Source organism: Dietzia papillomatosis NBRC 105045 (genome assembly GCF_001570845.1).
In the GTDB taxonomy this organism is placed as follows: domain Bacteria; phylum Actinomycetota; class Actinomycetes; order Mycobacteriales; family Mycobacteriaceae; genus Dietzia; species Dietzia cinnamea.
In genome coordinates this window covers 1-18,185 of sequence record NZ_BCSL01000015.1, presented here as the reverse complement: position 1 = coordinate 18,185, position 18,185 = coordinate 1, and the positions used below count along the sequence as shown (strand labels likewise).

The 18,185-nt window shown below is 71.5% G+C and carries 20 protein-coding genes and 1 pseudogene; 6 read left to right on the top strand and 15 right to left on the bottom strand.

What is annotated here, in order from left to right; all coding sequences use genetic code 11:
* Positions 1-20: 20 nt before the first annotated feature.
* The 10 genes from DPA01S_RS07110 to DPA01S_RS07065 form a co-directional block, all read right to left on the bottom strand.
* The gene (locus DPA01S_RS07110) at positions 21-881 is read right to left on the bottom strand and encodes a cytochrome c biogenesis CcdA family protein (protein WP_061227998.1); all 861 of its coding nucleotides are present in this window, start codon (positions 879-881) and stop codon (positions 21-23) included.
* Positions 878-1,486 (bottom strand): TlpA family protein disulfide reductase, encoded by a 609-nt coding sequence (locus DPA01S_RS07105; RefSeq protein WP_061227997.1) that lies wholly within the window; start codon positions 1,484-1,486, stop codon positions 878-880. Before DPA01S_RS07105 ends, DPA01S_RS07110 begins: the two co-directional genes overlap by 4 nt.
* 3 nt (positions 1,487-1,489) lie before the next feature.
* Entirely contained in the window at positions 1,490-2,398 is a 909-nt protein-coding gene (locus DPA01S_RS07100) for a histidine phosphatase family protein (protein WP_106385056.1), read from the bottom strand.
* On the bottom strand, positions 2,395-3,705 hold the full coding sequence (gene hemL / locus DPA01S_RS07095) for a glutamate-1-semialdehyde 2,1-aminomutase (RefSeq protein WP_061914871.1): 1,311 nt from the start codon (positions 3,703-3,705) through the stop codon (positions 2,395-2,397). The genes DPA01S_RS07100 and hemL overlap by 4 nt, the downstream gene beginning before the upstream one ends.
* 84 nt (positions 3,706-3,789) lie before the next feature.
* Positions 3,790-5,715, bottom strand: a complete 1,926-nt coding sequence (locus DPA01S_RS07090; protein ID WP_232303052.1) for an alpha/beta fold hydrolase — start codon at positions 5,713-5,715, stop codon at positions 3,790-3,792.
* Between the two features lie 282 nt (positions 5,716-5,997).
* Positions 5,998-6,240: a hypothetical protein gene (locus DPA01S_RS07085; protein ID WP_061914868.1), complete on the bottom strand. Its 243-nt coding sequence runs from the start codon at positions 6,238-6,240 to the stop codon at positions 5,998-6,000.
* Positions 6,237-6,788 carry a transport-regulating membrane protein Mce1N gene (gene mce1N, locus DPA01S_RS07080; protein ID WP_061914981.1) on the bottom strand — a complete coding sequence of 184 codons (552 nt, stop codon included), beginning with the start codon at positions 6,786-6,788 and terminating at the stop codon, positions 6,237-6,239. Before mce1N ends, DPA01S_RS07085 begins: the two co-directional genes overlap by 4 nt.
* Complete coding sequence (locus tag DPA01S_RS07075; RefSeq protein WP_061914866.1) at positions 6,775-7,410, bottom strand: hypothetical protein; 636 nt, start codon at positions 7,408-7,410, stop codon at positions 6,775-6,777. Before DPA01S_RS07075 ends, mce1N begins: the two co-directional genes overlap by 14 nt.
* Positions 7,407-8,447 carry a porphobilinogen synthase gene (gene hemB, locus DPA01S_RS07070; RefSeq protein ID WP_061914978.1) on the bottom strand — a complete coding sequence of 347 codons (1,041 nt, stop codon included), beginning with the start codon at positions 8,445-8,447 and terminating at the stop codon, positions 7,407-7,409. Before hemB ends, DPA01S_RS07075 begins: the two co-directional genes overlap by 4 nt.
* 51 nt (positions 8,448-8,498) lie before the next feature.
* Positions 8,499-9,146, bottom strand: coding sequence for a maleylpyruvate isomerase family mycothiol-dependent enzyme (locus DPA01S_RS07065; protein WP_061914863.1), 648 nt, complete (start codon positions 9,144-9,146; stop codon positions 8,499-8,501).
* A gap of 92 nt (positions 9,147-9,238) precedes the next feature.
* Between DPA01S_RS07065 and DPA01S_RS07060 the strand changes: the two genes are divergently transcribed.
* Positions 9,239-9,676 (top strand): MarR family winged helix-turn-helix transcriptional regulator, encoded by a 438-nt coding sequence (locus DPA01S_RS07060; RefSeq protein WP_232303051.1) that lies wholly within the window; start codon positions 9,239-9,241, stop codon positions 9,674-9,676.
* Positions 9,677-9,743: 67 nt separating this feature from the next.
* Here the strand turns inward: DPA01S_RS07060 and DPA01S_RS07055 are convergent, their stop codons facing one another.
* From DPA01S_RS07055 to DPA01S_RS07045, 3 genes are all read right to left on the bottom strand, one after another.
* Entirely contained in the window at positions 9,744-11,387 is a 1,644-nt protein-coding gene (locus tag DPA01S_RS07055; protein ID WP_061914859.1) for a bifunctional uroporphyrinogen-III C-methyltransferase/uroporphyrinogen-III synthase, read from the bottom strand.
* A 62-nt stretch (positions 11,388-11,449) separates the two neighbouring features.
* The gene (gene hemC, locus DPA01S_RS07050) at positions 11,450-12,514 is read right to left on the bottom strand and encodes a hydroxymethylbilane synthase (RefSeq protein WP_061914856.1); all 1,065 of its coding nucleotides are present in this window, start codon (positions 12,512-12,514) and stop codon (positions 11,450-11,452) included.
* Entirely contained in the window at positions 12,511-13,854 is a 1,344-nt protein-coding gene (locus DPA01S_RS07045) for a glutamyl-tRNA reductase (RefSeq protein WP_198150720.1), read from the bottom strand. Before DPA01S_RS07045 ends, hemC begins: the two co-directional genes overlap by 4 nt.
* Before the next feature lie 396 nt (positions 13,855-14,250).
* On the opposite strand from DPA01S_RS07045, the gene DPA01S_RS07040 reads away from it, so the two are divergent.
* A complete protein-coding gene (locus DPA01S_RS07040) occupies positions 14,251-14,592 on the top strand; it encodes an HNH endonuclease (protein ID WP_061914848.1) in 342 nt (113 codons plus the stop codon).
* Between the two features lie 45 nt (positions 14,593-14,637).
* On the opposite strand, the gene DPA01S_RS07035 is transcribed toward DPA01S_RS07040, so the two are convergent.
* Positions 14,638-14,907, bottom strand: a complete 270-nt coding sequence (locus DPA01S_RS07035) for a glutaredoxin family protein (RefSeq protein ID WP_061227988.1) — start codon at positions 14,905-14,907, stop codon at positions 14,638-14,640.
* Positions 14,908-14,978: 71 nt separating this feature from the next.
* Between DPA01S_RS07035 and DPA01S_RS07030 the strand changes: the two genes are divergently transcribed.
* The 4 genes and pseudogenes from DPA01S_RS07030 (at position 14,979) to DPA01S_RS07020 (ending at position 17,746) form a co-directional block, all read left to right on the top strand.
* Positions 14,979-16,058, top strand: coding sequence for an HAD family hydrolase (locus DPA01S_RS07030; protein ID WP_232303050.1), 1,080 nt, complete (start codon positions 14,979-14,981; stop codon positions 16,056-16,058).
* A 90-nt stretch (positions 16,059-16,148) separates the two neighbouring features.
* Positions 16,149-16,307: pseudogene (locus tag DPA01S_RS17700) on the top strand (site-specific integrase); the annotation flags it as partial.
* Positions 16,308-16,391: 84 nt separating this feature from the next.
* A complete protein-coding gene (locus DPA01S_RS07025; RefSeq protein ID WP_198150719.1) occupies positions 16,392-17,291 on the top strand; it encodes a tyrosine-type recombinase/integrase in 900 nt (299 codons plus the stop codon).
* A 218-nt stretch (positions 17,292-17,509) separates the two neighbouring features.
* Positions 17,510-17,746 carry a helix-turn-helix domain-containing protein gene (locus DPA01S_RS07020; RefSeq protein WP_061914842.1) on the top strand — a complete coding sequence of 79 codons (237 nt, stop codon included), beginning with the start codon at positions 17,510-17,512 and terminating at the stop codon, positions 17,744-17,746.
* Between the two features lie 157 nt (positions 17,747-17,903).
* On the opposite strand, the gene DPA01S_RS17275 is transcribed toward DPA01S_RS07020, so the two are convergent.
* The coding region (locus DPA01S_RS17275) for a hypothetical protein (protein WP_232303049.1) at positions 17,904-18,185 on the bottom strand (282 nt) is incomplete at its 5' end.

The window sequence follows — 18,185 nt, the reverse complement described above, 5'->3', positions numbered from 1 at the left end:
CGGCGGCCAGCTCAAGTGGGTCAGATGGGCAGAGTGGTGTCCGAGATGGCGAAGTCGCGCAGCCAGTCGATGAACAGCGCCCATCCGCCCGAGAGCAGCAGCAGACCCACGATGATGAGCATGACGCCGCCGAACACCTGGATGGCCCGGGTGTGCTTCTGCAGCCACCCGACCGTGCGCATCGCCCACGTGGAGCCGAACGCCACCACGATGAACGGCAAGCCGAGACCCAGGCAGTAAGCCACGATCAGCAGGACGCCCCGGGCCGCGTCGACGCCCGTACCGGCGGCAACCGACAGCGCCGCGGCGAGCGTGGGACCCAGGCACGGGGTCCAGCCGAGGGCGAAGACGGCGCCGAGCATCGGCGCGCCGAGCCACGTCGAGAGCGCCTTCGGCTGCATGCGGGTGTCCCGCTGCAGGGTGGGCACCAAGCCGATGAAGACCAGACCCATGAGAATGGTCACCACGCCGCCGAGCCGCTGCAGCAACTCCTGCTGCGGGGCCAGGTACTGCACGGTCCCCAGCACCATGGCACTGAGCAGCACGAACACCACGGTGAACCCACCCACGAACAGCAAGGATGCGCCGACTACGCGGGTACGGGAAGCGCGGCGGGTTCGCCGTTCCTCCACGGTCAGTGTGGCGGTGGCGGCGCGCTGCCGTTCAGCGGCGGCCGCGGTGACCGGCGGGCGCTCGGCGCCCACCACGCTGGCCAGGTACGCCATGTAGCCGGGCACCAGCGGGATCACGCAGGGCGAGGCGAACGACACCAGTCCGGCCAGCACGCACGCGCCCAACGCCAGCAGGATCGGGCCGCTGGCCACAGTCTGCTGGAAGGTCTCCCCGACGCTCTGGGCGAGCAGGATCACTTCGGGGGTCACGTCTGCTCGACCTCCTCGGCCAGGATCCTGTCGACGGTCTCACTCAGCTCGTCGTCGGTGATCTCGGCAAGGTACACGGCGGCCACCCGATGCTGCTTGTCCAGGATGATCGTCGCCGGCACCACCGACGTCGGGAAGCCACGTAGGGCGGCGACGGCCGCGTTGCTCGGGTCCCAGATCGACGGGTACGTGATGCCGTTGTCGCGGACGAAGTCGACGGGCTTCTGCCGGTTGGGGTCGCGGAGATTGATGCCGAACACGGTCGCGCCGCGGGGCTCGTACTCCTCCTGCAGGCGCTGCAGGTCGTCGGATTCGGCGCGGCACGGACCACACCACTGGCCCCACAGGTTGAGGATCACGACCTGTCCAGCGAAATCGTCCTGCACGGTGAGCGTGCGGTCGGGGTCGAGCAGGTCGGGCCCGGCGATCGTGGCGACGGGCTTGCGCTCAGCCGGGGGGTCGTAGTGGATCTCGATCTGGCCGTCGGGACTGACGAACTCGAACGTCTCCGGGCCCACCACCACAGCGTCGTTGCCGGTGGCGCAACCGGCGGCGAGCGCGCCGGACAGAAGCAACGCGCCGAGCGCGGCCTTGGTCTTACGCATGGATCATGCTCCAGTCTGCGACGGGTCGGAGGCGCCCGCCGGTTCGGAATAGACGATGTCGCGCAGCGTGGTGCCCTCGAACACCAACGAGGTGACCGACGCCAGGGAGCACTGCCGGGAGCGCGGGTCGTGCCACAGGCGCCGACCCTCGAGGAAGCGCCGCGTGGTGTACACGGGCAGCTGGTGGCTCACCAGGACGGCCTCGTGCCCGCGGGCGGTGTCGAGGGTCGAGTACACGGCGCCGATCATGCGGTGCGCGATCTGCAGGTACGGCTCGCCCCACGACGGCCGCAGCGGGTTGACGAGAATCGGCCAGTACTGCGGGTCGCGGAGCGCACCGCCGGGGCCGCCGACCTTGCGCCCCTCGAAACGGTTCTCCGCCTCGATGATGTCGGCGTCGATCCCCACCGGCAGTCCGAGGGTCTCGGCGAGCGGGGCGGCGGTCTCCTGGGCGCGCTGCAGCGGGGAGGCGACGATCGACACGATGTCGTGCCCCTTCCCGAGGACGCGGGCGACGGTCTCCGCCTGGCTGCGTCCCAGCTCCGACAGCCGGTACCCGGGCAGTCGACCGTAGAGGACGCCCTCGGGGTTGTGGACCTCGCCGTGGCGCACGAGATGCACGATCGTCTGCGTCTCGTTGGCGCGGGCCGACGTGTCACGGGGGGTCGACGACGACGAGGTCGGCTCTCCCGGAACGGCGATCGTCCCCGGCTCGGCGCCATAGGTCGCAGACCCCTCGGGCTGCGTCTCGACGGGCGCCTCCACCGGGGCCGCGGCGGCCGCGGACCCGCCCAACGACGGCGGCGCCGCGGCGGGGGCGGGATGGTCTCCGCGCAGGGGGATCGGCAATGAGGTGGGGCCGGTGGCGGGGACGGCGAGACGTCCCCGGAGCCCGCGGCCGCTGCGGCTCATCGGCCGTCTCCGGGGGCGGTCGCGGCGGCGGCCGCCTCGGCGGCGACGGGCAGGGCGTCGGCGATGTGCTGGAAGTCGTCGTCGGTGAGGGCCGTGGAGACGAACCAGGTCTCGAAGGCGCTCGGCGGGGCGTAGATGCCCCGGTCCAGCAGGGTGTTGAAGAAGGGCGCGTACCGGAAGGTCTCGGCGGCCTTGGCGCCGGCGTAGTCGGTGACCTGCTCTTCGGTGAAGAACACGCTGAGCATCGTGCCCGCCCGCTGGATGGTGTGGGTGACGCCGGCGCCGTGCAGCGCGTTGCCGATGAGGGCCTCGAGCCGGTCGGCGTTGGTCTGCAGGGTGTAGTAGCAGGCGTGGTCCGCCAGACGGAGCGAGGCGAGGCCCGCGGCCACGGCGACGGGGTTCCCGGACAGGGTGCCCGCCTGGTAGACGGGTCCGGCCGGCGCGAGGGCGGCCATGACGTCGGCGCGGCCGCCGAACGCGGCGGCGGGCAGTCCGCCGGACATGACCTTGCCGAAGGTGGTCAGGTCGCCGGCGACGCCGTCGATGCCCCACCAGCCGCGGTCGCCGGCGCGGAAGCCGGTCATGACCTCGTCCATCACCAGGAGCGCGCCGTTGTCCGAGCACAGGGCGCGCAGCTCTTCGTTGAACCCGGGCAGCGGCGGGACGGTGCCCATGTTGCCGGCGGCGGCCTCGGTGATCACGCAGGCGATCTCGTCCCCGTGGTTGGCGAACGTTACGCGCACGGCCTCGATGTCGTTGTACGGCAGCACGATCGTGTCGTGGGCGGTCGCGCCAGTCACGCCGGGCGAGTCCGGCAGGGCGAAGGTGGCCAGGCCGGAGCCCGCGTCGGCGAGGAGGGCGTCGACGTGGCCGTGGTAGCAGCCGGAGAACTTGACGACCTTCGAACGGCCGGTGAAACCGCGGGCCAGGCGCACGGCGCTCATGGTGGCCTCGGTGCCGGAGTTGACGAGCCGCACCTCTTCGACCGAGGTGCGGGCGATGATCTCGCGCGCCAGGTCGACCTCGCCCTCCGTGGGGGTGCCGAAGCTGAGGCCGCGGGTCGCGGCGTCGCTGACGGCGTCGACGATCTCGGGGTGGGCGTGCCCGTGGATCATGGGGCCCCACGAGCAGACGAGGTCGATGTAGGTGTTGCCGTCGACGTCCGTCATGCGAGAACCCCGCGCTTCACGGATGAAGCGCGGGGTTCCGCCGACGGAGTTGAAGGCGCGCACCGGGGAGTTCACTCCCCCGGGGATCAGCTCGCGGGCCTCGGCGAAGAGCTCGGCCGATCGGGCGGTCCCGGACATGCCGGACGGGGTCGGGAAGGCATCACTCGCAGACGTCACTCCCCCAGTGTCTCAAAGTCCCGCCACGAGTACCCCCTCGCGGTGTCAGACCTGCGGCTGCGCGGGCGGGGTGGGCGGCGCGAAGGGAGCGAACAGCGACCTGGCGGCAGCGTCGACCTGCCCGGCGAAGTCCTGCACCGCCTTCTCCGCCTGCTGCTGCAGCTGCTGCGGGCTGGGCAGCGGCGCGGGGGCCGACACCGCAGCGGGTGCGGCGGCAGGCGCGGCAGGGGCGCCGAGGGACCCGGTCGCGGGGGCCGGCGCGTCCACGGGGGTGCCGACGGAGCCGGTCGCCGGGGCGCCGACGGAACCGAGCCCCGCGGCGTCGGTGACGCCCGCGCCGACGCCGGCGTCGCGGTGGGTGCCGTACCAGTCGTCAGCGCCCGCGACGGGCGCGGACATGCCCTGCTGGGCGGCGGCGATGCGCTCGGCCTCGCCCCAGCGGGGCAGCGGCTCGGGCGACGGCTTGCCGTCGACGTGGCCCGGGGCCGCGACGCCGGTGCGGAGGAAGTCCATCACCAGCTTGTCGACGGCCTCGTTGCCGGTGCGGAAGGTTCCGTGGTCGCCGCCGCCGACGGTGACCAGGGCACCACCGAGCGCCTCGACCACGCGGTGCGCGCCGGCGATGGGCGTGACGGCGTCGTCCTCGGAGTGCAGCACGAGCGGCTTCTCGTCGAGCGCGTCCCCGTTCGGGCTGATGGTCCGCGCGACGGGCGCCCAGCCCACGCAGTCGTCCCCGGCGGCCTCGACGGCGGCGCGGGTGGTGAGTCGGTTGCCGCCGGTGAACTTGTCGACCTTGGCGGACATGACGCCCAGCTGGTCGGCCGGCGCCGCGGTCTCGTTGCACGTGATGATCGAGTTCATCTCGACGTCCGTGCGGTAGACGGGCGAGCGGTTCTCCTGCGCGGCGAGCATCAGGCCCACGGTCTCGTAGTCGACCCGGGCGATGTTCCCGCCGTCGTTGTAGTACTTGAGGATGTGGGCGAGCATCGGCCACGCCTGCTCGGAGTAGGTGGCGCCGACCGTGGCGTCGTAGAGCCCGGTGGTGGCGTTGTTGGTCAGCCCCTGCAGGGCGGCGGCGCGGGCGAAGCCCTCGACGCGGGCGCGGGCGGGGGCGGTGCCGTTGATGACGTCCAGTGCGGGGCGCTCGACCGGGGTGCCGCGCAGTTCGACGGGCAGGTCGCGCGCCTCGGCGGGCGGCGGGGTGAGGTTGGCGGGGCCGCCCACCTCCTGATCGGTGACCCACTTCCAGGAGTGGAACACCTTCAGCGGGGTGTCGCCGAGGCCGTAGTAGTCGTCACGCTCGGCGATCCAGGCGAAGATGTCGTTGATCCGCCGCTCCTGGGCCAGTGCGCCCTGCTCGGCCTGCTTCGACCAGCGCCAGTCGGGGTGTGTGTTGGAGTCCAGCACCATCCGCCCGGTGTGCTCGGGGAACAGGGTGGCGAAGTCGGTGCCGATCGCGGTGCCGTACGAGACGCCCACGTAGTCGATCTCGGCGAGCTCGAGCGCCTCGCGGACCGCGTTCATGTCGCGGGCGGCGTTCTCGGTCGTCATGGACGCCATGTACTCGGGGTCCGTGCCGTAGCAGGCGTCGTGGAGCGCGTTGACGGCGTTCGGACCGACGAAGTCGACGTTGCAGACCATCGGGTTGGATCCGAACAGGCCACGCGGCTGGACGGCCACGAGGTCGTGGTTCTCGTAGAGCCCCTCGGGACCGCTGCCGTCGGGGGCCGGGTTCCAGAAGTTCAACGCGTAGACGCCGGGGCCACCGGGGTTGCCGAACACCGTGGAGCGCGCCTGACCGGAGGAGGCCTTGATGCGCGTGAGCGCGACCTCGGTCTTGGCGGCGTCGGGGGCGTTGTAGTCGACCGGGACCTCGACGGTCCCGCACTCGAGACCGGCGGGCACGTACTCGGCCTCGATCCCGAGCATCTCGGCGCAGTCCCGCCATTCGACCTGCGTGGCCGAGGCCACTCCGGTTCCCAGAAGTGCGATCGCCCCGACGACCGCCGTGGTGCCAACAAAAGTGCTAGACGGCTGCACCGATCCCCGATTCCATGTGCTGTAGGTGTCTCTCCGGCGAATCGGACGCAGCAACTGCTCGATTTCACGAGCGTCACATGCGTCCGAACCGCGACAAATGTAGCCCGTGACACCCGCCACGCGGTGGAGCCCCGTGCGGACTCAGGGAACCGTCACACGATCGTTACCGGGGCTTCCGGGTCGCCTGGAAAGTCCCATCTAGAAGTAGATATGTCACGCCCCGCGACGGGGGGAGCGCCGGAGGATGGCGAGCGTGGTGAGAACCAGGGTCAGGCCGGCCAGGACGGTGGCGGCGAACAGCAGCCGGGTGTCGGTCCGCACCCGCTCGATGGGCCCCTCGACAGGCGGGTCGACCACCGGCGGCAGGACGGAGACGACGTCCCGGGACAGCCACCACAGCAGCACGGCGAGTGCGGCGGTGACGACGGCGGCCACCGCGAGGCGACGCGAACTCACGCCGGGTCCGACCCGCCGCGTCTCGCCCCGCCGCGTCCCGCCCCGCCGTCGGCCGCCGCGACCGCACTGCTGAGGGCGGCGTGCAGGCCCGAGCGGTCGCGGGCCCAGGCGCGGACCTCGGCGCCGGAGTCCAGGCGCAGTCCGACCGCGCCCCGGCGGCGCGGGACCTCCCGCAACTCGCCGAGCGTGCGGGCGGTCTGCCATGAGGCCTCGGGCGCTCCGGCGGCCGGTAGCGGCAGCACCGCGTCGATCCGGTCCAGGCCGAGCTCCTCGGTGCCCTGGATGTACACCTGCGGGGTGAGCCGGACACGGCCGTGGACGCGGGTGGCGGCGATCATCACGCCATGGCAGAGCGCGGACGCGACCGCGCAGACGGTCAGCATGATCCAGTGCACGGGAGCATCGGTGATCAGCTCGAAGGCCGCGGCGGCCGCGCAGAACACGGGGGCGGCGAGGATCCACGCCCAGCTCCAGCCGTCCTCGGCGTACAGGATGGGGCCTCGGGGCTCTATGCCCGGCCGTGTGGCGGCTGTGTCACTTGCCGGCACGCGCGCCGCCACCCGGGGTCGTGAATTTCATGGCCTCGGCCGTGTGTTGGCGCCAGACGGCGGTGGCCGCGCACAGACCGGCCAGGATCCGCAGGGCGATGACGATGAAGCTGACCACGTCGCCCCGCTCCCCCGCGAGCGCGATCCCGCCGAACACCCCGACGATCACGGACACCGCGTCGACGATCAGGAAGACGGCCACGATGTCGAGCATCGTGCGAGCCCAGCCCTTCCCTGCCCGCAGGCGGAAGGCCAGCCACACGGTGACCGCGGCGGCGAGCAGCGCAACCACGGCACCGACCACCAGGGAGATGGAGAACATGCCCTCGACCGAGATGTCGATGGGTCCGGTGTCGGCGACGGCGTCGCGGAACGCGTCCCGGGTCGCGGCCGGCAGGTCGCTGAAGCTCGCGGTCGCGGCGTTGAGGAGCATGCCGACGAGCCCGAACGCGGCGGCGGCCAGCCAGAGCACCCACGCCGTGTGGATCTCCTCAGGCGGCGGCCCCACGGGGTCGGTGGCCGAGGTGGGCGAGCCGGGCCCGGTGGGTTCTGCGGACCCGGCCGGCGCGCCCGACTGCTCTGGCCGGGCGGGCGGTCGCCAGGGACCGCTGGCGCGTGTCACCGCGCGCCCCAGCCCTCGGAGAGCAGGCGGGCGGCGTGAAGGGCCCAGTAGGTCAGGACGATGTCGGCGCCGGCTCGCCGGATCGAGGTCAGGGACTCCATGACGGCCGGGTCGTGGTCGATCCAGCCGCGCTCGGCGGCGGCGGAGATCATCGCGTACTCGCCGGAGACCTGGTACGCCGCCACGGGAACGTCGGAGATCTCGGCCGTCTGACGCAGGATGTCGAGGTAGGACATGGCGGGCTTGACCATCACCATGTCGGCGCCCTCGTCGAGGTCGAGCTGGACCTCACGCAGGGACTCGCGCATGTTGGCGGGATCCTGCTGGTAGGTGCGGCGGTCGCCGCGCAGCGACGAGCCGACGGCCTCGCGGAACGGGCCGTAGAAGGCGCTCGCGTACTTGGCGCTGTAGGCCAGGAGGGCCACGTCCTGGTGCCCCTCGCGGTCGAGGGCTTCGCGGATGGCGGCGATCTGGCCGTCCATCATCCCGCTGGGCGCCACGACGTGGGCGCCGGCGGCGGCCTGGGACACGGCGAGGTCGTTGTAGGCGACGAGGGTGGCGTCGTTGTCGACGATCTGCTCACCGCGCGGGTCGGTTCCGAGGACACCGCAGTGCCCGTGGTCGGTGAACTCGTCGAGACAGGTGTCGGCCATGATCACGAGGTCGTCGCCCACCTCGGCACGGACGGCCGCGAGGCCGCGGTTGAGGATGCCCTCGGGATCGGCGCCACAGCTCCCGGTGGCGTCCTTGTCGGCGTCGAGCGGGACGCCGAACAGCATGATGCCGCCGAGCCCGGCCTCGGCGGCGGCGGCTGCCTCGCGGCGCAGCGAGTCGACGGTGTGCTGGACGACCCCGGGCAGCGACGAGATGTCGCGCGGCGCGTCGATCCCGTCGGCGACGAACGCCGGCAACACCAGCTGACGCGGCGAGAGCGTGGTCTCGGCGACGAGCCGACGCATGGCCGGCGTCGAACGCAGTCGACGCGGTCGCACCAGCGGCGCGGGGACGGAAGCGGTGTGGTCAGGCGGTGTCGTCACGGTTCCCACTGTACGAAAGTCGCCGGTGGAGCGGCGCGGCGCGGACCCGCGCTACGCTGCGATCCGCTCGCGCAGCGCCGCCGCACCGGGGCCGCCCAGCCGGTTGAGGTGAACGGTGCGGCCTGTCAGCAGCAGGAACAGGTCCCGCATGGTGCCGTCGACCTCGGGGCCCTCGCCGCTCGCCCAGTCCGCGTCCGTGGCGGTCAGGCGCACGGCTCCGGTCGGCAGGGCGCGGAACACCCTGGCGTTCCCGCGGCCCCCGTAGGACACCACGTGATCCGCTGCGGCGGTGATCTCGGCGGTGGGGACCGGGATCTCGCGCCCCAGCGGCAGGGTGATGTCCTGCGTGTGCCTCACAGCGTCGACGAGCGCCTCGCGGCAGGTGAGGCCGGGGAACGGCCGGTGCAGCCCGACCATGTCGCGCAGGGCGCCGACGATCTGCTGGTCGGTCATCCGCCCCGCCAACGCCACCGCGGTGTCGCGGATCAACCGGTTGGTCCCGCCCGGGTGGCGCAGCGCCGGGGCCGCGAGCCGGCGGCGCGGGAGCCCGGCGAGGGTGAGGTGCGCGGCGACCTCGCGGATGGTCCACGCGTCGCACAGCGACGGTCGGTCCCAGTCGTCGGGCGGCAGGGCCTCGAGGTAGTCGGCGATGTCGCTGCGGCGCCGGTCGACGGCCGCCCAGACCTGGGTGTCGTCCATGACGACCCCTCTCTCCGGTGCGGCCCGGCCCTCCGGGCCGCGACTAGTACCATCATAGGACTATCTGGTGCGTCCGAGCCTGAGGAGTTGCCGTGGACGACGACATCGCTGCGCCGACCAGCCTGCTCATGTGGCTCGGGTACCGCGCGGCCGAGGACCGGATCGTCGGCGCGATCGCCGAGGCGGGGTTCGGGGACCTCACGCGCGCGCAGATCCGGCTGTTGGCGGGGATCGACGACGACGAGGGCAGCCGGCTCGTCGTGTTGGCCGAGCGCGCCCGGATCGCCAAACAGACCGCGACCGCGTTGGTGGACCGGTTGGCGGCGGCGGGGTACGTCCGCCGTGAGCGGGATCCGGAGGACGGCCGGGCCCGGTTGGTGCGCCTCACGGACCGCGGCCGGGGGATCATTCCGGTCGCTCGGGCGGCGGAGCCTCAGATCGACGCCGAGTGGCGGGAGCATCTCGGGCCGGAGCAGATGGATCGGTTGCGAGCCGCGTTGGTGGAGTTGCGCGCGCTCGTCGACCCCTGAGACACCTCACCCCGCCCGGCGGTGCGGCGGGCGGGGTGAGGACGGCGCGCGGGGCGGGCGGCGCGGGTCAGCGCCGGCGGGCGCGGCGACGCGGGGGCGGCAGTTCGCCGGCTGCGCGCAGGTGGTCGGCGTGCGCGGCGAGGGCGTCGACCAGTTCCAGCACCGACGCGTTCTCGGGCTGCACGTCCACGCGCAGGCCGAACTCGGCGGCGGTCTCGGCGGTGCGCGGCCCGATGCAGGCGATGAGCGTCCGGGCGTGCGGCTTGCCGGCGATGCCGACGAGGTTGCGCACGGTCGAGGAACTGGTGAAGCAGACGGCGTCGAACCCGCCGGTCTTGATCATCTCGCGGATCTCGGCGGCCGGCGGGGCGGCGCGGACGGTGCGGTAGGCGGTGACGTCCTCGATCTCCCAGCCGCGGGCGGTCAAACCCTCGGCGAGGGTCTCGGTGGCGATGTCGGCGCGCGGCAGCAGGACGCGGTTGACGGGGTCCAGGACGTCGTCGTACGGCGGGAACACCTCGAGCAGGCCGAGGCTGGACTGCTCGCCGCTGGGCAGCAGCTCGGGCTGGATGCCCAGCTCGCGGACGCGGGCGGCGGTGCCCTCGCCGACGCAGGCGATCTTCACGCCGGAGAAGGCGCGGGCGTCGAGGCCGAACTCGACGAACTTCTCCCACACGGCGCGCACGGCGTTGGAGGAGGTGAACACGACCCACTGGTAGCGGCCGTCGACGAGGCCCTTGACGGCGCGCTCCATCTGGGCGGGGCTGCGGGGCGGCTCGACGGCGATGGTCGGCACCTCGACGGGCACGGCGCCGTGCTCGGCGATGCGCTCGCTCATCTCGGCGGACTGGGCCTTGGTGCGGGGCACGAGCACGTTCCAGCCGAACATGGCACGCGACTCCCACCACTGGTGGCGGTGCCGCTCACCGGCGGACTTGCCGATGGTCACCACCAGGTCGCCCTCCATGTCACGCCCGACCTCGGCCATGGTCGCGAGGGTACCGTCGGCGGACTTCTGGGCACAGAGCGAGCCGGAGCAGGTCACGGTGACCGGCGTGCCCGCGGCGAGGCCCTGCTCGGCGAGGTTGGAGGCGGCCTCGGCGAGGTGGCGGGTCGTGGTGCGCAGGACGATGGGCCCGGGCGAGCCGACGAGGGCCGCCCAGTCGACCTTGCCGCGGCCGTCGGCGAAGACGTAGCCGGAGCCGAGTGCGATGCCGGCGAAGGCGGGCACGGCGGTGGCCTCGGCGACACCGGGGACGACCTCGAACGGCACGACGGTGCGGCCGACGGCGGCGATCTCGGTGACGGTCGCGTCGGTGGTCATGGGGTCGCCGGTGACGAGGCGGACGACGTCGCGGCCCTTCTTGGCCTCGGCGACGAGCTGCTTGGCCACGGCGGCGGGCTCACCGAGGACGGGCCGGACGTCGGCGGCGGTGGGCGCCGGGAGGGCCTTGAGTCGCTTGACCTCGGCCTTGTCCTCGGCGGCCACGGCGGCGTCCATCTCGGCCTGACGCGCGTCGAGCAGCTCCTGCGGGACGGGGACCTCGGTGGCGACCAGGGCCAGTACGTCGGCCGACACGTCGGCGTCGGCAAAGACCAGCGCGTTGCCGGCGAGGACCTCGCGGGCCCGGCAGGTGAGCATCCCCGCGTTGCCTGGACCGCCGCCGACGAAGCGGACGGTTCCGGGGCGGGTGGTGCGTGCTCGAGTCATTGTTCGTCTCTCCGTCGGGTGGGTGTCGCGCACTGGCTGCGCGCGAGGTGGGAGTTCGGGGGTCAGGGGTCGGTGACGGTCGGTGGGGCCGTCGTGGATTCCCTGGGTACGAGCGGGGGTCGTTGCTCGGGGGATTCGGCGGACATGAGGTCGCTGGCGCCGCGGTCGAGCAGTTCGGCCGCGAGGCGGCGTCCCAGTTCCTCGGCGGCGGCGACCGGCCCGTCGGGATGCTCGGCGGGGACGGTGGTGCCCGAGGTCCGCAGGACCGTGGTGCCGTCGTGGGCGGCGACGACGGCGTGCAGCGTGAGTACGGCGTCGGCGGCCGGGGTGTCGGCACCCGGGTCGGTGCCGGCGAAGTCGGACCGGGCGGAGTCGGTGCCGCTGAGTTCGGCGCGCGCGCCGACGGGCGCGGTGCACCCGGCCTCGAGGTCGCGCAGGAGGGTGCGCTCGGCGGCGATGCGGACGCGGGAGGGGAGGTGGTCGACGACGGCGAGGGCCTCGATCGCCTCGGTGTCGTCGGCGCGGGCTTCGACGGCGAGAGCGCCCTGGGCGGGGGCCGGCAGCATCTCGTCGATGCCGAATCGGTGGGTGGCGCGCTCTCCGGCCCCGGTGCGGTCGAGTCCGGCGGCCGCGAGGACGACAGCGTCGAGATCGCCGCTGGCGACGTATCCCATCCGCGTGTCGATGTTCCCGCGCAAGGGGTGCAGGTCCAGGTCGGGGCGCAGGGCCGCGAGCTGGGAGCGCCGCCGCGGGGCGGAGGTGCCGACGCGGGCGCCCTGCGGGAGGGTGTCCATCGTGAGCCCGTCGCGGGCGATGAGCACGTCCGACGGGTCGACGCGCGGGGGCACGGCGATCGGGGCGAACCGGTCGTCGCGTGCGGTCGGCAGGTCCTTGTACGAGTGGACGGCGATGTCGCAGTCACCGCGTTCGAGGGCGGCGCGCAGTTCGAGGGTGAACACGCCCACGCCGATGCGCTCGACGGGGGCCATCACCACGTCACCGCGGGTGCGCACGATCACCAGCTCGGCCGGGTACCCGGCGGCGATGAGGGCGTCGCGGACGTGCCCGGCCTGGGTGGTGGCCAGGGTGCTGCCGCGGGTTCCCACCTTCAGGGTCCTGCTGCTCATGACGCCTCCTCCTCCACGTCGCGGTCCAGGTCGAACAGGGTGCGCACGACCGCCGCGTAGTTCTCCCCGTCGGGTTGGGCGGCGAGTTCCTTGAACCGCACGGTGGGCGGGTGCAGGAGCTTGTCGACCACGCGGCGGACGGTGTTGGCCACCTCGTCGCGGACCTTGTCGTCCATGTCGGGCAGTCGCGACTCGAGCCGGCGCATCTCGGCGGCCACGACCTGTCCGCCGCGGCCCCGCAGCTGGCCGATGAGCGGGCCGACGCCGGCCATGCGCTCGGCCTGCGTGTACGCGGTGAGCTCGGCGTCCACGATCGTGCGGGCGGCGTCCGCCTCGGCCGCGGCGGACGAGGTGGCGGGGTCGGCCTTGAGCGCCTCGATGCCCAGCAGGGTCACGCCGGGCAGGCCGGCGACGGCGGGGTCGACGTCACGAGGCATGCCGAGGTCGCAGATGACCAGGGGCCCGCGGTCACCGCGGCTGGCCAGCGCGGTGTGGATCTCGCCGAGCGAGACGACCGTGCCGACGGCCCCGGTGCAGGTGAAGAGGATGTCGGCGCGGGCGACGGCGGTGGCGAGCTCGTCGAGCGGGAACGCGGTGGCGGGCGTTCCGGAGTCGCGGGCAATCTCGGACAACCGGTCGGCGCGCTCGGGGGTGCGGTTGGTGATCTCGATGTGCGAGATCCCGCCGCGGCCGAGGTGCGCGACGGCCAGGCCGCCCATGGCGCCGGCGCCGAGCACGACGGCCTGCCGACCGTCGAGGCGGCGGGAGGCCGGGGCGTCGGGGGCGTCGGGGGCGTCGGCGCTCGCGTTGAGGATCTCCGCGGCCCGGTCGAGCGCCACGGAGACGACGGACGCGCCGGCGGAGTCGATGCCGGTCTCGGTGTGGACGCGCTTGCCCACGTGCAGGGCCTGCTGGGCGAGGCGGTGCAGGGTGGTGCCGGCCGCGCCGATCTCGGAGGCGGACTGGTACGCGGTGCGGATCTGGCCGATGATCTGCTGCTCGCCCACCACCATCGAGTCCAGGCCCGAGGCCACGGAGAACAGGTGCTCGGCGGCGGACTCGGAGTACCGGATGTACAGGTGCCGACTGAGCTCGTCGACGGACAGGCCCGAGTGGCGCGACAGGAGGTTGACGACGTCGTCGAGCGCCGGGTGGAACGCGTCCACGGCCGAGTACACCTCGACGCGGTTGCAGGTGGTGACGATCATCGCCTCGTCGACGTTCTCACCGGCGATGAGTTCTTCGGTGAGCGCGTCGCGGTCGACCTCGGACACGGCCACGGCCTCGAGCAGCCCCACCGGCGCACTGTGGTGGGACACACCCACCAGGAGGATGCTCACAACCGACCCCCGGACGTCAGGGCCTGACGGGCCCATGCCAGAATGGACGCCAGCTCGTCAACTCGGGGAGAAACCACTCGGGAGAAGGACGCAGGCCCGCCGGACGAACTCGCGGAACGCTGGTCCACAGTCGGTCGTCTCCTGTCGGTGTTCACGGCTGTGCACAGGGCACTCCCGGATCGGGAACACTCTGCCGGGACGGCCGTGGCCCTCAAGCCTGCGTACGACCCGTAACGGGATCCACCGTAACCCGCATGACACCCCGGGACAAAACCGTCATCGCACGGGATGCTATGTCCGTGCAGCGCCTCACGCCGCCCGTGAACAGCGCGGACCGGAGGCCGACCGCCCGAGTACGGTGACACCGTGCCCCCGCGTCGCAGGTCCTCCGCCACGATGTCCGCCGCCACCCGCGCCCGGTACGCGAAGCGTCGGCAGCGGCGCCTCGCCCGAGTCGACAACGACCTCACCGACCCGCAGTGGGCGCGGATCCTCGACGCGTGGGGCGGTTGCGCCTACTGTCACGCCGTCGGGCCGGCCCTGCAGCGGGACTGCGTCATGCCGATCTCCCGAGGCGGGCGCTACACACTGGAGAACGTGGTCCCGGCCTGCGCGTCCTGCAATGCGAGTAAGCACAATAGCGAGGTCACCGGCTGGATGCGGCGCAAGAAGCTCGACGAGGGAGCGTTCCTGCTCCGGCACGCCACCATCCTGCGGGCCCTGCGCACCGACGCCTGAGCCCCGGCGGGGCCGTCACCGGTCGCTCACCGTGCCCGTCCGGCTCTAGTCCCATCCGGCGAACGGGTCGGGCCCGGCGAGTGTGGCGAGCAGCTCGTCGTCGTCGACCTCCCAACACGAATGCTCCGCACCGTCGACCAACACGACCGGCAGGCGGTCCCCGTACTCGGCGGCGAGGTCGGGGTCGTCGGCGCGGTCCACGTCGGTGACCTCGAGGCGCGCGCCGGCCCCCTCGCACAGGGGCAGCAGCTGGCCGTGGACGCGGACGCAGCTGCCGCAGCCCTCGCGGGTCAGCAGGGTCACCGTGTGCGCCATGCCTCGATAGTGCACCACCCCTCCGGCGCTCCCCTAGGATGGGGTCGCAGCCCCCGAGGAGGTCCCGCCCGGTGAACGACTCCCACCCGGAGAACGACCACGCCAGCGACGAGCACGCCGACTCCCCGCGCCGCCGGCGACTGCCCGGTCGTGCCGATGTGATCACGGCGCTGGGAAGGCTCGTCTGGAGACGCCGCGACGCGCGGGTCCAGCGGGTCGCGGGCGAGGCCTCCGCCGAACATGCGGTCAAGCTCGAGCCGGGTGCCGAGCCCGGGCCCCCGCTCGCCGGCGCCGACGGTGCCGCTGTCGCTCCCACCGCCCCGCCAGCCGCCGGCACCGTCGAGGAGACCGCGGACACCGGGCCGTTCGTGGCGGACCCGCGTGTCGCCGCGTTCTTCGACGTCGACAACACCCTCATCCAGGGTGCCTCGATCATCCTGCTGGCCCGCGGGCTGGCCAAGCACCGCTTCTTCACCGTGCGCGACATCGCCGGGCTCGCGTGGTCGCAGGCCAAGTTCCGGATCTCGGGCGAGGAGAACGCCGACGACGTCGCCGCCGGCCGCGACAAGGCCCTGAGCTTCGTCAAGGGTCGCACCGTCGCCGAGCTGACCGCGCTGAGCGAGGAGGTCGTGGACACCTCGATGCTCGACCGGGTCTGGCCCGGGACCCGCTCGCTCGTGCAGATGCACCTCGACGCCGGGCAGCAGGTCTGGCTGGTCACCGCGACGCCCGTGATGCTGGCGCGCGTGATCGCGACGCGACTGGGACTGTCGGGCGCGCTGGGGACGGTCGCCGAGGAGCACGACGGCGTCTACACGGGCCGCCTGGTGGGCGACATCCTGCACGGGCCCGGCAAGGCACACGCGATCGCCAAGCTCGCCGAGGCCGAGGGGTTCGACCTGTCCCGCTGCTACGCGTACTCGGACAGCTTCAACGACATGCCCATGCTGACCATGGTCGGCAACCCGGTGGCCATCAACCCGGATTCGCGGCTGCGCAAGTACGCCTCGGAGAACGGCTGGGACGTCAAGGACTTCCGCACCGTCCGCAAGGCAGTGAAGCGAGCAGCTCTTCCAACCTTGCTGGTCAGTAGCCTGGGAATGGCCTCTACCAGGGCATACTCCGCTTGGGGACCCAACAAGGCGAACTGACTACAAGCGAGCACTAGGTAGCACGATCTGACACGAGTACCCTCTCAAGTGACACGTTTCTGACACGTTTCGACCAGAGGACTCAGTCCGATGCCTCCCAGAGGGACTCGCCGCAGCTTCGGCTCCATCTCCAAGCTCCCGTCAGGTCGGTATCGCGCTCGCTACACCGGGCCGGATCTCGCTTGGCACAACGCTCCGCACACCTACAGCGCGAAGGTCGACGCTGAGGGCTGGCTCGCTGCCGAGCGCCGACTCATCGACCTCGACCAGTGGACCCCTCCGAAGGAGCGCAGTAAGCGCCGGGAGTCATCGACACGGACCGTGGCCGATGCGGTGACCGACTACATCGAGAACCGAGACGTTCGTCCCGGCACGGTGAGGAACTACAGGTCCGTCTCCGAGCACAGGATCGTCCCGTATCTCGGCTCGACCCCAGTCGGCAAGCTCACGAAGTCGGACGTGAGCTCGTGGGTGACCCAGATCCGCAAGGACCACCCCGAGACCCGGTCTCGGAACTCGCAGGCGTACGGCTTGCTCGCCTCGGTCATGAAGCGAGAGGTCGAGGAGGGGACCATCGAGGTCTCTCCCTGCCAAGTTCCACAAGCCCGTAGGGCACCCAAGCCCAAGCGCAAGCCTCTTCTGGAGTCCCAGGAGTACCAAGCCCTCCTCGATAACCTCTCCGACCGGTACCGATTCATGACCGAGCTCATGGCCGGGTGCGCCCTCCGGGTAGGCGAGGCCACCGAGCTTAGAGTCAGCGACATCAGGAAGACCTCGTCTGATCCGCTCGTGGTCACCGTGAGCGTCTCTCGCACCATCTCGTGGCTCAAGGGTGGGCCGGTGATCGGAGAGCCCAAGAGCGAGGCCGGGATCAGGACTGTGACCGTCCCACCACACATCGCCCCCCGTCTGATCGAGCTCGTTGCCGAGCGCAAGCGAGAGGGCGGGAAGGACGCTCTGTTGTTCCTCAATCGGGAAGGTCGGCAGGTGCGAGCGACCAAGTACCGCGAGGTTCTCGTCCGAGCAGCTCGGAAGGTTGAGAGGGGCGACCTCTCCCCTCATCAGCTCCGGCACTACGGGGCGGTCCAGGCTGCCCGTACCGGTGCGACCATCCGCGAGCTCATGGACAGGATCGGTCACGAAACCCCGGACATGGCGATCCACTACCAGCACACCGCCCAGGGCAGGGACGCCGAGATCGCGGCTCGCATGTCGGAGATGTTCGACGAGTAGGTGCGAACTTTTCGGTAAAAGTTGCGGAATGTGAAGTAATGCGCCATAATGCCGCCTTCTTATGGACAGGCAAGCTCCGTAGCAGGTAATATAGGGACACAACCGAATAGACATAGCTACAAGCGCCCCTGCCAAGCAGCGCGGGTCGGGATTAACTCTCGGGACTCGCCCACCACCGTGACGGACACGGTGGACAGCTTGGAAGGGGCGCTACATCTATGTCTGATCCGCATCAGGACCCTCTCGTCGAGAGGCGGTCGCACCAGCGTTTGCTGGCAGAGCGAACCATCCCTCTCGAAGAGGCAGCCGAGCTCTACGGGCTCTCCACCTACACGCTCCGGCGATGGATCGCTGACGGCAAAGTCAAGGGCTATCGCTTCGGTCCCCGAATGATCCGGGTCGAGACCGACGCCCTGGAGGCGATGTTCACCGAGATCGGTCCGGGTTGGACCTGATGATCGTTGAGCGAGTCGCAGGGCGTTCGACAAACTCCGAGATCGCCCCCGATGACCACGACTCCAACGAGCACCGCATCCGGACCGCGGTTGCAACGGGCCACACTGCCCCGATCGGAAAGGCGATGTCCAAGCGCTTGATCGAACGAGTAGCTGATCAAGGGCGTATAAGTGCGGCCAAGTGCGTGGATTGTGCCGTCGGTGAGGAAACCACATGAACGACCCAGCTGTAATCGAGCCCCGTTGCGCCGTCTGTAGGCACGAAGACGTCCGCGAAAAGGTGAATGTACTGCTCTCCCAAGGACGTAGCTTCGCCGACATTGCCCGCCTGGTCACGCGTCCAGATACCAGCATTTCTGCGGACTCTGTCCGTCGGCATGCGGACCGCCACTTCCCCGTCCAGCACCTTGCTGGAGCCACGTATCGCGAGATCATTGAG

Excerpts from the sequence above, each read along its gene's own strand:
- DPA01S_RS07105 (WP_061227997.1), bottom strand. The coding sequence starts at position 1,486 with ATGCGTAAGACCAAGGCCGCGCTCGGCGCGTTGCTTCTGTCCGGCGCG.
- DPA01S_RS07055 (WP_061914859.1), bottom strand. The coding sequence starts at position 11,387 with ATGACTCGAGCACGCACCACCCGCCCCGGAACCGTCCGCTTCGTCGGC.
- hemL (WP_061914871.1), bottom strand. The coding sequence starts at position 3,705 with ATGTCCGGGACCGCCCGATCGGCCGAGCTCTTCGCCGAGGCCCGCGAG.
- DPA01S_RS07100 (WP_106385056.1), bottom strand. The coding sequence starts at position 2,398 with ATGAGCCGCAGCGGCCGCGGGCTCCGGGGACGTCTCGCCGTCCCCGCC.
- DPA01S_RS07065 (WP_061914863.1), bottom strand. The coding sequence starts at position 9,146 with ATGGACGACACCCAGGTCTGGGCGGCCGTCGACCGGCGCCGCAGCGAC.
- DPA01S_RS07035 (WP_061227988.1), bottom strand. The coding sequence starts at position 14,907 with ATGGCGCACACGGTGACCCTGCTGACCCGCGAGGGCTGCGGCAGCTGC.
- DPA01S_RS07040 (WP_061914848.1), top strand. The coding sequence starts at position 14,251 with ATGTCCGCCGCCACCCGCGCCCGGTACGCGAAGCGTCGGCAGCGGCGC.
- hemC (WP_061914856.1), bottom strand. The coding sequence starts at position 12,514 with ATGAGCAGCAGGACCCTGAAGGTGGGAACCCGCGGCAGCACCCTGGCC.
- DPA01S_RS07020 (WP_061914842.1), top strand. The coding sequence starts at position 17,510 with ATGTCTGATCCGCATCAGGACCCTCTCGTCGAGAGGCGGTCGCACCAG.